This is a genomic window from Actinophytocola xinjiangensis, assembly GCF_001921215.1.
GTDB classification, from domain to species: domain Bacteria; phylum Actinomycetota; class Actinomycetes; order Mycobacteriales; family Pseudonocardiaceae; genus Actinophytocola; species Actinophytocola xinjiangensis.
In genome coordinates this window covers 74,530-89,880 of record NZ_MSIF01000029.1, presented here as the reverse complement: position 1 = coordinate 89,880, position 15,351 = coordinate 74,530, and the positions used below count along the sequence as shown (strand labels likewise).

The following is a 15,351-nucleotide window of genomic DNA, read 5'->3' as shown; positions in this document are numbered from 1 at the left end:
ACCAGACTCGGCAACGCCAGATTTCTCCCCGTGTGTACCGCTCCTCGCGGGTACAGGAGGTGTGCGGTGCGTCCTGCCGGTTGTCGAGACGAGCGGACCTGATGGACAACGAGCAGAAGCTTCGCGACTACCTCAAGCGGGCATCGGCCGATCTTCGGCGCACCAAGCAACAGCTCGGTGAGCTGGAGGCGGCCGGGACCGAGCCGATCGCGATCGTCGGCATGGCCTGCCGGTATCCCGGCGGGGTCGCCTCGCCGGAGGACCTGTGGGAGCTCGTGGCGGGCGGGCGCCACGGGGTGGGGCCCTTCCCCACCGACCGAGGCTGGGACGTCGACCCGGACCTCACCGAGGCCGGCGGGTTCCTGGCGGGCGCGGCCGACTTCGACGCCGACTTCTTCGGCATCTCGCCCCGCGAGGCGCTGGCGATGGAACCCCAGCAGCGGGTCCTCGCCGAGGTCGCGTGGGAGGCCTTCGAACGGGCCGGCATCGACCCGCACTCGGTCAAGGGTAGCCAGACCGGCGTGTTCGTCGGCTCCATGGGCCACCAGTACGCGGTCGGCCCCGACGAGGACGTCGAGGGCTTCCAGCTCACCGGCGCCGCGAACTCGGTGCTGTCGGGCAGGCTGTCCTACCTGTTCGGCACCTACGGTCCGGCCGTCACCATCGACACCGCGTGCTCGTCGTCGCTCGTCGCGCTGCACCTGGCGACGAAGTCCCTGCGGGACAGGGAATGCACGCTGGCGTTGGCCGGCGGCATCACGATCATGTCCAGCCCGGTCTCGTTCTCCGAGCTCGGCCGCCAGGGCGGGCTCGCGGCCGACGGGTTCTGCCGCTCCTTCGACGACGGCGCCAACGGCACCGGCTGGTCGGAGGGTGCCGGGCTGCTCGTGCTGGAGCTGCTGTCGGACGCGCGCCGCAACGGCCACGAGGTCCTCGCGGTCGTCCGCGGCAGCGCGGTCAACCAGGACGGTGCGTCGAACGGGCTCACCGCGCCCAACGGGCCCTCTCAGCAGCGCGTCATCGAGCAGGCGCTGATCAACGCGAGGCTGTCCGCGGACCAGATCGACGCGGTGGAGGCGCACGGCACCGGCACCGCGCTCGGCGACCCGGTCGAGGCCCAGGCGCTGATCGCCACCTACGGACGCGACCGTGACCGCCCCCTCCACGTCGGCGCCGTCAAGTCCAACCTCAGCCACACCCAGGCCGCGGCCGGGGTCGCCGGTGTGATCAAGATGGTCATGGCCATGCGCCACGGGATGCTGCCCAGGATCCTGCACCTGAGGACCCCGTCGTCCCACGTGGACTGGTCGGCGGGTGGCGTCGCACTGTTGCGGGAGAACACCCCGTGGCCGACGACCGGGCAGCCGCGCCGCGCCGCCGTGTCGTCCTTCGGGATCAGCGGCACCAACGCGCACACGGTCATCGAGCAGGCCCCCGAGCCGGAGCCAACCGGCCAGGCCGAGCCCGTGACCACCGCGACGGGAGTGCCGGTCGTGCTGTCCGCGCGGACCGCCGACGCGCTGTCCGCCCAGGCGGCTCGTCTGCTCGATCGCGCACCCGAGGTATCCGCGGTGGACTTCGCGTTCTCGCTCGCGACCTCGCGGGCGGCGCTGTCACACCGCGCCGCGTTCGTCGCCAGGGACACCGAGGGCGTCGTGGCCGGCCTCGCCGCGCTCGCCGCCGGGGAGCCCGCGCCGGGCACCACGGTCGTCACCGTGCGCGGCCGGGGCAAGCTCGCCGTGCTGTTCACCGGTCAGGGCAGTCAACGGATCGCGATGGGTCGTGAGCTGTACGACCGGTTCCCGGTGTTCGCCCGTGAACTGGACGCGGTGGCCGCCGAACTCGCCCCGCACCTGTCCCGCCCCCTGCTCGAGGTCATGTGGGGAGACGACACCTCCCTCGGTGAGGAAACCCTGGCGCGCACCGAGTTCGCGCAGCCCGCGCTGTTCGCCGTCGAGGTGGCGCTGTACCGCCTGGTCACCTCCCTCGGTGTCGCCCCCGATTTCCTGGCGGGGCACTCCATCGGCGAGCTGGTGGCCGCGCACGTGTCCGGGGCGCTGTCGCTGCCGGACGCCTGCGCGCTGGTCGCCGCCAGGGGCCGGCTCATGCAGGCCCTGCCGGCGGGTGGCGAGATGGTGGCTCTGCTGGCGAGCGAGGACGAGGTGGCCGCGGTGCTGCCCGACGGCGCGCCGGTGTCGATCGCCGCCGTGAACGGGCCCTCGGCGGTCGTCGTGTCCGGTGCGGCCGGCCCGGTCACCGAGGTGGCCGAACACTTCAGCGAACTGGGCCGCAGGACCCGACGGCTCGCCGTGTCCCACGCGTTCCACTCGCCGCTCATGGACCCGGTGCTCGCCGAGTTCCGCGCGGTGGTCGAGGGACTGGAGTTGCGGGCGCCGCTGATCCCGTTCGTGTCCAACGTGACCGGGGTGCTCGCGACGGTCGAACAGGTCACCTCACCGGACTACTGGGTCGAGCACCTGCGCGCGACGGTCCGCTTCGCCGACGGTGTCGACTGGCTCACCGACCACGGCGTGACGACGTTCCTCGAACTTGGTCCGGACGCCGTCCTGTCCGCCATGACATTGTCCTGTGTGGACGGTACGGAGATCGCGACCGTGCCCGCGATGCGTGCCGGGCAGGCCGAGACCGAGGCGTTCGCGTCCGCGGTGGCCGGGCTGCACGTGCGGGGGCTGGCGGTCCACTGGCCGGAGTACTTCGCGGCCACCGGAGCCCGCCGGGTCGACCTGCCGACGTATGCCTTCCAGCACAGGCGTTTCTGGCCCCGCTCGGTCGGTGGCGCGGCGTCGGACCCCACGGCGGCCGGTCTCGGCGCCGCCCATCATCCGCTGCTCGCGGCGGCCGTGTCGCTCGCGGGTGCCGAGGGGGTGCTGCTGACCGGTCGCCTGTCCGTGCGGACCCATCCCTGGCTCGCCGACCACGTCGTCGACGGTCGGATCCTGTTGCCCGGCACCGCGTTCCTGGAACTCGCGATCCGCGCCGGCGACGAGGTCGGCTGCGACCGGGTGGACGACCTGACCCTCGTCGCACCGCTCGAACTGCCCGCCGACGGCGGCGTGCGGGTGCAGCTGTGGGTCGGCCCGCCCGATGACGGTCGTCGCACGCTCACCGTGTACACCCGAGGCGAGGACGTCGAGGAAGGGCCGTGGACCGCGAACGCCACAGGCGTGCTGGTCGAGAGCGTCGGTGAGCACGGCCCCAGCGGGCTCGACCAGTGGCCGCCCTCCGCCGCCGACCCGGTGGAGTTGGGCGAGTTCTACGACACGCTCGACGGCTTCGCGTACGGCCCGGCCTTCCGTGGCCTGTCAGCGGTCTGGCGCGACGGCCGGGACGTGCTGGCCGAGGTCACCCTGCCCAACGGGGTCGCCGCCGACGCGTTCGGCGTGCACCCGGCGCTGCTGGACGCGGTACTGCACGCGGTGCGGTTCGCCGACCTGCCCGGCGCGGCGGCGGGTGCGCTGCCCTTCGGCTGGGAGGGTGTGTCGCTGCACGCCACCGGCGCGACCGCCGTCCGGGTGCGGATCTCGCCACTGGCCGACGACGCGGTGTCGATCACCGTGGCCGACGGCGCGGGGGAGCCGGTGCTGTCGGTCGAGTCACTGACAGTGCGGGTCCCCTCCGGTACCGCGCCGGGCCGCGACCTGGACTCACTGTTCCGAGTTGACTGGACGCCGGTCCGGGCGGATGCCGCGTTCGACGGCTCGATCACCGTCGTCGGCACGGACCCGTGGGGGATCGCCGACACCGTGGGTGCCACACCGGCCGAACTGCCGGGCGGAGCCGTCACGCTGGTCTCGCTGATGGGCACGGGCCGCCCGGTCGTGGCCGCCCGCGAACTGACCGCCGCCGCGACGGCCCTGCTCTCCGCCCGTCCCGACGACACCCGGCTGGTGTTTCTCACCAGGGGCGCCACGACCGGCGTGGATCCCGCGGCGGCCGCGGTGTGGGGACTGGCCCGCTCCGCCAGCGCCGAACTGCGGGGTGGCGTCGGCCTGATCGACCTCGACGACTCGGTCGACAACCCGGTCGACGCGGATCTCCTGCGGGTCGCCCTCGCCACCGGAGAACCCGAACTGGTGCTGCGGGACGGGAGGACACTCGCGCCCCGCCTGGCCCGCGTGCCCGCCGCGGAACCCGAGCCGACGTCGCCGTTCGCGGGCGATGGGCTCGTGCTGATCACCGGCGGCACCGGTGGGCTGGGCGCGGTGCTGGCCCGTCACCTGGTGACCGAGCACCGTGCGGGCCGGCTGCTGCTGGTCAGCAGGCGGGGCCCGGACGCGCCGGGCGCGGCCGCCCTGGTCGACGAGCTGACCGCGCTCGGTGCGGCGGTGAAGGTGCTCGCCTGCGATGTCGCCGACCGGGCCGCCCTCGCCGGGCTGCTCGCCGAGCACCCGGTCGCCGCCGTCGTGCACACGGCGGGGGTGCTGGCCGATGGCATGCTCGGCTCGCAGACACCCGAGTCGTTCGCCACCGTGCTCGCGCCGAAGGCCGACGCGGCCTGGTACCTGCACGAGCTGACCCAGGACCGAGACCTCTCCGCGTTCGTGCTGTTCTCCTCGCTGGCCGGGACATTCCCGACGCCCGGGCAGGCGAACTACGCCGCGGCCAACGCCTTCCTCGACGCACTGGCGCACCACCGCGCGGAGTTGGGGCTGCCGGCGCTGTCGCTCGGGTGGGGCGCGTGGGAGTCCGACGGGATGACCGCGGACCTCGACCGGCTGGCCCGTGCCGGCCTGCCCGCCCTGTCCCGTGCGGACGGTGTGGCGTTGTTCGACGCGGCACTCGCCGGCACCGACCCCGTGGTAACGCCGGTCCGACTCGACCTGTCGATCCTGCGTACCCAGCCGGTGCTGCCGCTGCTGCGCGGGCTGATCCGGATGCCGGCCAGGCGGGCCGCGCGGTCGGCCGCCGCCACCGGACTCCTCTCGCGCCTCTCGCGGCTGCCGGAGCCCCGGCGCAGGGCCGCCCTCCTGGATCTCGTGCGCACCACCGTGGCGGCGGTGCTCGCCCACGACGAGGTCGCCTCGGTCGAGGCAGGCCGGTCGTTCGCCGACCTCGGCTTCGACTCGATGACCTCGGTGGAGCTGCGTAACCGGCTCGGCGCGGCCACCGGGCTGCGGTTGCCGGCGACCGCGGTGTTCGACCACCCGGCGCCCGCCGTGCTCGCCGGATACCTGTACGACGAGCTGTTCGCCACCGGCACACCGGACGGGCCCGTGACGGTCGCGAGTCGCGCGGTGTCGGACGATCCGATCGTCGTGGTGTCCATGGCGTGCCGTTACCCGGGCGGGGTGACCACGCCGGACCAGCTGTGGCGGCTCGTCCGGGAGGGCACCGACGCGATCACCGGTTTCCCCACCGACCGTGGCTGGGACCTGGACACGCTGTACCACCCCGATCCCGACCACCCCGGCACGTCCTACACCCGTTCCGGCGGCTTCCTGGCCGACCCCGGCGCGTTCGACGCGGCGTTCTTCGGCATGAGTCCGCGTGAGGCGCTCGCGACCGACGCGCAGCAACGACTGCTGCTCGAGGTGTCGTGGGAGGCGTTGGAACGCACCGGGGTTGACCCGGTGTCGTTGCGGGGCAGCAGGACCGGCGTGTTCGCCGGCGTCATGTACAACGACTACACCTCACTGCTCGGTGGCCGCGAGTTCGAGGGTCTGCAGAGCAGCGGCACGTCGATGAGCGTCGCGTCCGGCCGGGTCGCCTACGTGCTGGGGCTGGAGGGCCCGGCGGTCACGATCGACACCGCGTGCTCGTCGTCGCTGGTGGCGATGCACTGGGCGATGCAGGCACTGCGGGCCGGTGAGTGCGACCTCGCGCTCGCCGGTGGCGTCACCGTCATGTCCACCCCGAACTCGTTCATCGAGTTCTCCCGCCAGCGGGGGCTCTCGCCGGACGGGCGGTGCCGTTCGTTCGCCGAGTCGGCCGACGGGGTCGGCTGGTCCGAGGGTGTCGGCATGGTCGCGCTGGCGCGGCAGTCCGACGCGCGGCGGCTGGGGTATCCGATCCTCGCGGTGGTGCGGGGTTCGGCGGTGAACTCCGACGGGGCGTCGAACGGGCTCACGGCGCCGAACGGGCCGTCGCAGCAGCGGGTGATCCGTGCGGCGCTCGCGTCGGCCGGTCTGTCGGCGGCGGACGTCGACGTGGTGGAGGCGCACGGTACGGGCACGACGTTGGGTGACCCGATCGAGGCGCAGGCGCTGCTCGCGACCTACGGGCAGGACCGGGAGACCCCACTTCTGGTCGGCTCGGTCAAGTCGAACCTGGGACACACGCAGGCCGCCGCGGGTGTGGCCGGCGTGATCAAGATGATCGCGGCGATGCGGCACGGATTCGTACCGCCGACACTGCACGTTGACCAGCCGTCATCCCATGTGGACTGGGAGGCGGGATCGGTCACGCTGACGACCGATGGCCTCGCCTGGCCGGAGAGTGACAGGCCGCGCCGGGCGGCCGTGTCCTCGTTCGGGTTCAGCGGAACCAACGCGCACGTGATCCTGGAACAGCCCGTCGAGGCGCCGGTACCGGTCACCGAGGACCGGTCGGTGCCGTGGGTGGTGACCGCCAGGACCGCGGCGGCACTGGGCGACCAGTTGGCCAGTCTGTCCGCGGTGGACGCGCGGGTACTCGACGTCGGACACTCGCTGTTGTCCCGGTCCTCCTTCGCCCACCGGGCGGTGGTGTTGGACGGGACGGAGATCGCGCGTGGCGTCGCGGAGGGCGGCTCACTGGCGTTCCTGTTCTCCGGCCAGGGTGCCCAGCGGTTGGGCATGGGTCGCGAGCTGCATGCGCGGTTCCCGGTGTTCGCGTCGGTGTTCGATGATGTCGTGGACCGGTTTCCGGGGCTGCGTGAGGTTGTGTGGGGTAGTGATGTCGACAAGTTGAGTCGGACGGGGTGGGCGCAGCCGGCGTTGTTCGCGTTGCAGGTGGCGTTGTTCCGGTTGGTTGAGTCGTTCGGTGTTGTGCCGGACTGTCTGGCTGGCCATTCGATCGGTGAGATCGCGGCGGCTCATGCGGCGGGTGTGTTTTCGTTGGATGACGCGTGCGTGTTGGTTGAGGCTCGTTCTCGGTTGATGGAGGCGTTGCCTGAGGGTGGCGCGATGGTGGCGGTGCGGTGTTCCGAGGGCGAGTTGGTGTTGACCGGGGGTGTGTCGGTCGCTGCGGTGAATGGTCCGGATTCGGTGGTGGTGTCGGGTGTCGAGGCCGAGGTCATGGCGGTGGTGGGGAACCGTGAGCACAGGCGGCTGGCGGTGTCGCACGCGTTCCACTCGCCGCTGATGGACCCCATGCTCGACGAGTTCCGCACCGCGATCGGCGGGCTGACCTTCGCCGAGCCCGTCATTCCGCTGGCGAAGGACGTCTCGTCGGTCGACTACTGGGTCAACCATGTCCGGGAGACGGTCAGGTTCGCCGACGACGTCGCCGCGACGGGGGCGAGCAGGTTCCTGGAGATCGGCCCAGACGGAACACTGTCGGCCCTGGTCAACGGGATTCCGTCGCTGCGTAAGGACCGCGACGAGCCGACGGCGTTCATCACCGGCCTCGCCAGGCTCACCGTCACGGGGTCCACCGTGGACTGGACGTCGCTGTTCGCCGGCGCGCACCGGGTCGAACTCCCCACCTACGCCTTCCAACGCGAACGCTACTGGCCCAAGGGCGGCCGCCCGATCGCCGCTGACCCGGCCGACCAGGCGTTCTGGTCAGCCGTCGAGACCCACGACCTCAACCACCTCGCCGTCATTCTCGGCCTCGACCCTGAGACGGTGGCCACCATGGCCCCGGCGCTGTCGTCGTGGCGAACCAAGGCCCGCGCCAACGCGGCCACGAACATGCTGCGGTACCGGGAAACCTGGACCGAACTCGCGGTGCGACCGACGGCACTGTCCGGCCGCTGGCTCGCGGTGCTGCCCGACGAGGTGCCGAACCACGCGGCGGCACTCGTGGCCGCGCTCCCCGGGATCGAGACGGCCACCCTCGCCGACGACCTCACCGGCACCGGCCACACCGGTGTACTGAACCTGCTGACCTGCGGCCCCGACCCGGTCACCGCGACCGCAGCCCTGATCCAGACACTCCCCGCGGACACGCCGCTGTGGACTCTCACCTGGGGCGCCGTCTCCACGTCCACCGACGACCGCCCCGAACCCGACCAGGCCGCGGTCTGGGGCCTGGTACGCGTCGCCGCCCTCGAGTCCCCCCGTGCGATCGGCGGCCTCGTCGACCTGGCGCCCGCCGTGGACATCGAGGTGGACACCGAACTGCTCGCCGGAGTGCTCACCGCGGACGCCGGTGAGGACCAGGTCGCCCTGCGCGGCACCCGCGCGCTGGGCCGCAGGATCGTCCAGGCCTCCGCACACACCGGCGAGACCTGGCGGCCACGGGGCACCGTGCTGGTGACCGGCGGTACCGGTGCGCTGGGCGCACACGTCGGCCGATGGCTGGCCGCGAACGGCGCCGACCACGTGCTGCTGGCGAGCCGGCGAGGCCCGGCCGCGCCAGGTGCCGACGCGTTGGCCGACGAACTGCGCGGGCTCGGCGCCGAGGTGACCGTGGCCGCCGTCGACGCCACCGACCGCGACGCGCTGGCCGTGCTGCTGGCCGAACACCCCGTGACCTCGGTGATCCACACGGCCGGGGTCACCGACGACGGCCTGCTGGCCGACCTCGACCCGACCCGGTTCGCGGCGGTGTCCGCGGCGAAGGTCACCGGCGCGCGCAACCTGGCCGAGCTGACCGGCGACCTCGACGCGTTCGTGTTGTTCGGCTCGGTCGCCGGCACGGTCGGCAACCCCGGCCAGGCCAACTACGCGGCGGCCAACGCGGCGCTGGAGGCGATCGCACACCGTCGCCGCGCCGACGGGCTCCCGGCGACCACCATCGCGTGGGGCTCCTGGGCGGGCGAGGGCATGGCCGCGTCGCGGGCGGCGGCCGAACGCGTCCGGCGGTCCGGGATGGGACTGCTCACCCCGGCCCTCGCGCTCACCGCCATGGCCCAGGCGGTGGGGGAGGACGCGGCCACGGTCATGGTCGCCGACCTCGCGCTCGACCGCTGGCTCACCGCCATGCTCGGTGCCCGCCGCAACCGGCTGCTCACCGACCTCCCCGGCGCGGCCGAGGTGGTCGCCCGCGCGGACGGCGGGCTGCGCGAGCGGCTGCTCGACGCACCGGAGCACCGCCGTGCCGCGCTGGTGCTCGACCTCGTCCGCGGTGGCGCCGCCGGAGTCCTCGGACACCCCGGCCCGGCGGCCATCGGCGTCGACACCGCGTTCCGCGAACTGGGTTTCGACTCGCTCACCGCCGTGGAACTGCGCAACCTCCTCGGAGAGGCGACCGGGCTGACCCTGCCCGCCAGCCTCGTGTTCGACTTCCCCACCGCGCGGGTGCTCGCCGACCACATCCTCGGCACGGTGCTCGGCGAGGCGGACGAGGACACCGTCGACCACGTGCGGGCCGCCACCGACGAGCCGCTCGCGATCATCGGTCTCGCCTGCCGGTTCCCCGGCGCCGACACTCCCGAGGAGTTCTGGCGGCTGCTCGTCGAGGGCGAGGACGGCATCCGGGGCTTCCCAACCGACCGGGGCTGGGACCTCGACGGCCTCCACGGCGACGGACAGGCCCGCAGCGCCACCCGTGAGGGCGGGTTCCTCGACGGTGCCGCGTCGTTCGACGCCGGGTTCTTCGGCATCTCCCCGCGCGAGGCACTGGCCATGGACCCGCAGCAGCGGATCCTGCTGGAGACCGCGTGGGAGGCGATCGAGCGCTCCGGGATCACGCCGGGATCGTTGCGCGGCAGCCGGTCCGGGGTGTTCATGGGCACCAACGGCCAGGACTACGGGAACCTGGTCACCACGGCGAACACCGACCTCGGCGGGCACGCCGCCACCGGCATCTCCGGGTCCGTCATCTCCGGGCGGCTGTCCTACGTGCTCGGGCTCGAAGGCCCGGCGATGACCGTCGACACCGCGTGCTCCTCCTCGCTGGTCGCCCTGCACCTCGCCGGGCAGGCACTGCGGGCCGACGAGTGCGACCTCGCTCTCGTCGGCGGCGTGACGATCATGGCCACCCCCAACAACTTCATCGAGTTCTCCCGCCAGGGCGGCATGGCCCCCGACGGCCGCTGCAAGGCCTTCTCCGACAACGCCGACGGCACCAACTGGGGCGAGGGCGCCGGTGTTCTCGTCGTCACCCGCCTGTCCGACGCGCGCCGCGCCGGACACGACGTGCTGGCCGTCGTCCGTGGCGGCGCGGTCAACCAGGACGGTGCGTCCAACGGGCTGACCGCGCCGAACGGCCCGTCGCAGCAACGGGTCATCCGCGCCGCGCTCGCCTCCGCCGGACTGTCCACCACGGACATCGACGTGGTCGAGGCGCACGGTACGGGCACCTCGCTCGGTGACCCGATCGAGGCGCAGGCACTGCTGGCCACCTACGGCCGCGACCGCGACACCCCGCTGTACCTCGGCTCGGTCAAGTCGAACATCGGTCACACCCAGGCCGCGGCCGGTGTCGCCGGGGTGATCAAGATGGTCCTGGCGATGCGGGCCGGGATGCTGCCACGCACGCTGCACGCCGACCCGCCCTCGTCCCATGTGGACTGGACGGCCGGCAGCGTCGAACTGCTCACCGAGAACCGCCCGTGGGACGGCCCGCTGCGCGCGGGCGTGTCCTCGTTCGGCGTCAGCGGCACCAACGCGCACATCGTGCTGGAGTCGGCCGATCAGCGTCCGGCGTCGGAAGCCGGTCCGCACGACGGGATCACCCCGTGGGTGCTGTCCGGCCGGACCCCGGCGGCACTCGCCGCGAACGCGGCCAACCTGGCCGGGATCGGTGACCGGGCGGGGATCTCCGCCGCGCTGGCCCGTCGCTCGACCTTCGAGCACCGCGCCGTCGTGCTCGGCGAGGACCCGGCGGCCGGTGCCGCCGCGCTCGCCCAGGGCCTGCCGCACCCCGGCGTCGTCGAGGGCGTCGCCGACGTCACCGGCGACACGGTGTTCGTCTTCCCCGGCCAGGGCTCGCAGTGGATCGGCATGGGTGCCGCGCTGCTGGCCGAGTCGCCGGTGTTCGCCGCCAGGGTCGCCGAGTGCGCGGCCGCGCTCGCCCCGCACATCGACTGGTCGCTGGTCGACGTGCTGCGTGGCGACGCACCGGCCGACCGGGTCGACGTGGTGCAGCCGGCGTCGTGGGCGGTGATGGTCTCGCTCGCCGCCGTGTGGCAGGCGCACGGGGTCACCCCGGACGCCGTCGTCGGCCACTCGCAGGGTGAGATCGCCGCCGCCGTCGTCGCGGGCGCGCTGTCCGTCGAGGACGGGGCGTTGGTCGTGGCGCGGCGCAGTCAGGCCATCAACGCGGAGCTGGCGGGCCGGGGCGGGATGGTGTCGCTCGGCATCTCCGCGGCCGACCTGGCGGGCTTCACCACCGACGATCGGATCTCGCTCGCCGCGGTCAACGGGCCGCGTTCGGTCGTGGTGTCCGGCGACCCGGAGGCGCTCACCGAACTGTCCGCCAGGGTCGCCCGGACCGGTGCTCGGGTGAAGACCGTGGCCGTGGACTACGCGTCGCACTCCGCGCACGTCGAGGCCCTGCACGGGATTCTGCTCGACGTGCTCTCGCCGGTGGTGCCGCGCACGCCCGAGGTGCCGTTCTTCTCCACGGTCACCGGCGAGTGGATCGAGACCCCGGCGTTCGACGCCGCCTACTGGTACGAGAACCTGCGCGACACGGTCGGCTTCCACGGTGCGGTGACCTCGCTCACCGAACGCGGCTACCGGGCGTTCGTCGAGGTGAGCTCGCACCCGGTCCTGACCCCGGCCATCGAGGACGCGATCGGCGAGCACGCCGACCCGACGGTCGTGGCGGGCACGCTGCGGCGCGACGACGGCGGGATGGCACGGTTCGTGACCTCGCTGGCCGAGGTGTTCACGCGCGGCGTGGTGGTGGACTGGCGGGCCGTCGTCGGTGACGTTCGCCCGGTCCCGCTGCCCACCTACGCCTTCCAGCGCGAGCGCTACTGGCTCGACGTCCCGGCCCCGAGGCACGCCGACCCCGCCGACGCCGAGTTCTGGTCCGCGGTGGAGCGTGCCGACCTCGCCGCGCTCACCGCGAGCCTGCATGTCGACACCGAGTCGCTGGCCGCGGTCCTGCCCGCACTGGCCGGCTGGCGCCGTTCCCGGTCCGAGCGGGCGACGGTGAACGGGTGGCGCTACCGCGTCGCCTGGCGCCCGACCACTCCCACTTCCGGTGCCCCGACGGGCCGCTGGCTGCTGCTGCACGCCGGTGACGAGCCGGCCGACCTGCTCGCCGCGCTGCCCGACGCGGTCCCCGTCCAGCTCGATGAGAGCTGTGTGGACAGCGAGGTGCTCGCGGCACGACTGGCGCGCGCGGGCGAGGCCGACGGCATCCTGTCCGCGCTCGCGTTCGCGCAGGACCACGGCGAGCGGTACCCGGCGCTGCCGCTCGGGTTCGCGCTGACCGTGTCGCTGATCAAGTCCGGTACCTCCGCGCCGGTGTGGTTCGCCACCCGAGGCGCGGTCACCACCGGCACGGACGACCCGGTCCCCAGCCCCGCCCAGGCCCAGGTACACGGCCTGGCCTGGACCGCCGCGCTGGAACACCCGAAGGCCGTCGGCGGTGTCGTCGACCTGCCCGACGTCCTCGACGAGACCGCCGCCCGCCGCCTCGCGGCCGTCCTGGCCGGCGGAGTCGAGGACCAGGTGGCCCTGCGCGGCTCCGGCGTGTACGCCCGCCGCGTGGTCCGCGCCCGCCCGTCGGAGGTCCCCGCGGACACCTGGCGACCGACCGGGACCGTGCTGGTCACCGGCGGCACCGGCGCCATCGGCCCCGACCTGGTGCGCTGGCTGGTCGAGGCCGGAGCGCGGGACGTGGTACTCACCAGCCGTTCCGGTGACCTCGAGGTCGACGGCGCCGAGGTCCGCCGCTGCGACGTGTCCGACCGCGCCGCGCTCGCCGCGATGCTTGACGATCTGGCCGGGCAGGGCCGGGTGGTGCGCACCGTCGTGCACGCCGCCGCGGTCATCCGTGTCGGCTCGATCGCGCAGACCTCGCTCGACGAGTTCTCCCATGTGATCGCGGCGAAGGTGCTGGGCGCCCGCAACCTCGACGAACTGCTCGGCGACCAGCTCGACACGTTCGTCATGTACTCGTCCATCACCGGCATGTGGGGCAGCGGCGACCACGGCGCGTACGGCGCCGCCAACGCCTACCTCGCCGCGTTGGCCGCCGCCCGCCGCGCCAGGGGACGCCACGCGCTGTCGCTGCACTGGGGCAAGTGGCCCGACGACGAGCGGATCGGCGAGCGCGACCCGTACGGCGTGCTGCGCAGCGGACTGGTCTACCTCGATCCGGCCCTGGCGATGACCGGGCTCGGCCGCGCGCTTGCCGACGACGACACCGCGATCGCGGTCACCGACGTCGACTGGGCGCGCTACTACCCGGTCTTCACCGCCGCCCGCGAGACCACCCTGTTCGACGAGGTGCCGGAGGTCCGCGAGCTGCGGGCGGCCGTCCCCACGGAAGCCGTGTCGGACAACGCGTTCGCCGCCCGGCTGCGCGCGCAACCGGCCGCGGAGCAGAAACGTCTGCTCTCGGAGCTGGTCCGCGCCGAGGCAGCCGCTGTCCTCGGCCACGCCTCGGCCGACGCGCTGCCCGAGCGGCGCGCGTTCCGCGAGGTCGGTTTCGACTCCGTGTCCGCGGTGGACCTGCGCAACCGGCTCACCCGCGCCACCGGGCTGCGGCTGCCGGCCACGATGGTCTTCGACCACCCGAACCCGCTGGCACTGGCGACGTTCCTCGCCAACGAGCTCGGCACGTCGACCGCCACCACGCCGACGGTGACGACCACCGTGGCGGCCGCCGACGGCGAGCCGATCGCGATCGTCGGCATGGCCTGCCGCTACCCGGGCGGGGTCAGCTCGCCGGAGGCACTGTGGCGGCTGGTGATCGACGGGGTCGACGCCACGTCCGAGCTGCCCACCGACCGAGGCTGGGACATCGAGACGGCCTACGACCCTGACCCGGACGCACCCGGACGCACCTACGCCGTGCGCGGCGGGTTCCTGCGCGACGCCGCCGACTTCGACGCCGAGTTCTTCGGCATCTCCCCGCGCGAGGCCGTGGCCATGGACCCGCAGCAGCGGGTCCTGCTGGAGACCGCGTGGGAGGCTATCGAGCGGGCCGGGATCGACCCGGAGTCGTTGCGCGGCAGCCGAACCGGCGCGTTCCTCGGGGCGAGCGACCAGGGCTACGGCAACACGGGTGGCATGGACGGCGCCGAGGCGTACCTCATGACCGGCTCGTCGTCGAGCGTGCTGTCCGGCCGGGTCGCCTACCTGCTCGGGCTGGAGGGACCGGCGGTCACCCTGGACACCGCGTGCTCGTCGTCGCTGGTCGCGCTGCACCTGGCCGTGAAGTCGGTACGTGACGGTGAGACCGACCTGGCGCTGGCCGGCGGGGTCGCCGTGATGAGCAGCCTCGCCCCGTTCGTCGGGTTCAGTCGCCAGCGCGCGCTGGCGCCGGACGGCCGTACGAAGGCGTTCGCCGAGGCCGCCGACGGCATGACCCTCGCCGAGGGTGCCGGCGTCGTGCTGGTCGAGCGACTGTCGCGGGCCCGTGAACTCGGGCACCCGGTGCTCGCGGTCGTGCGTGGCTCGGCCATCAACTCCGACGGCGCGTCCAACGGGCTGACCGCGCCGAACGGGCCGTCGCAGCAGCGGGTCATCCGCGCGGCGCTCGCGTCGGCCGGGCTGTCCACGTCGGAGGTCGATGCCGTTGAGGCGCACGGCACGGCGACCCCGCTCGGTGACCCGATCGAGGCGCAGGCCCTGCTCGCCACCTACGGCCAGGACCGGGACACCCCGCTTCCTGTCGGCTCGGTCAAGTCGAACCTGGGGCACACCCAGGCCGCGGCGGGTGTCGCCGGAATCATCAAGATGGTGCTCGCGCTGCGCGAGGGCGTCCTGCCGAAGACCCTGCACGTTGACCGCCCGTCCTCGCATGTGGACTGGACGTCCGGGTCGGTCGAGCTGCTGACCGAGCAGCGGGAATGGTCCGCCGCCGGTCGCCCCCTGCGGGCGGGAGTGTCCTCGTTCGGCATCAGCGGCACCAACGCGCACGTGATCCTGGAACAGGCACCGGACGAGGAGCCGGAGCCGGCGCGACCCGCCGGGACGGTTCCTGCCGTGCTGCCGGTCATGCTGTCGGCCAGGTCCGAGCCGGCGCTGCGTGCCGCCGCCGCACACCTGATGTCCATCGTGGACGACGGAACGTCCCTGCTGGACCTGGCGTACTCGAGCGCGCTCGGCCGGTCCGGCC

At 73.4% G+C, this 15,351-nt stretch carries 1 protein-coding gene (only partly in view); it reads left to right on the top strand.

The genetic code is table 11. The features are described from left to right. Positions 1–101: 101 nt before the first annotated feature. Positions 102–15,351, top strand: the 5' portion of a protein-coding gene (locus BLA60_RS36360; protein WP_075137621.1) for a type I polyketide synthase. 11,402 nt of this gene lie beyond the right edge of the window; only the first 15,250 of its 26,652 coding nucleotides appear in the window; the start codon lies at positions 102–104; the stop codon falls past the right edge of the window.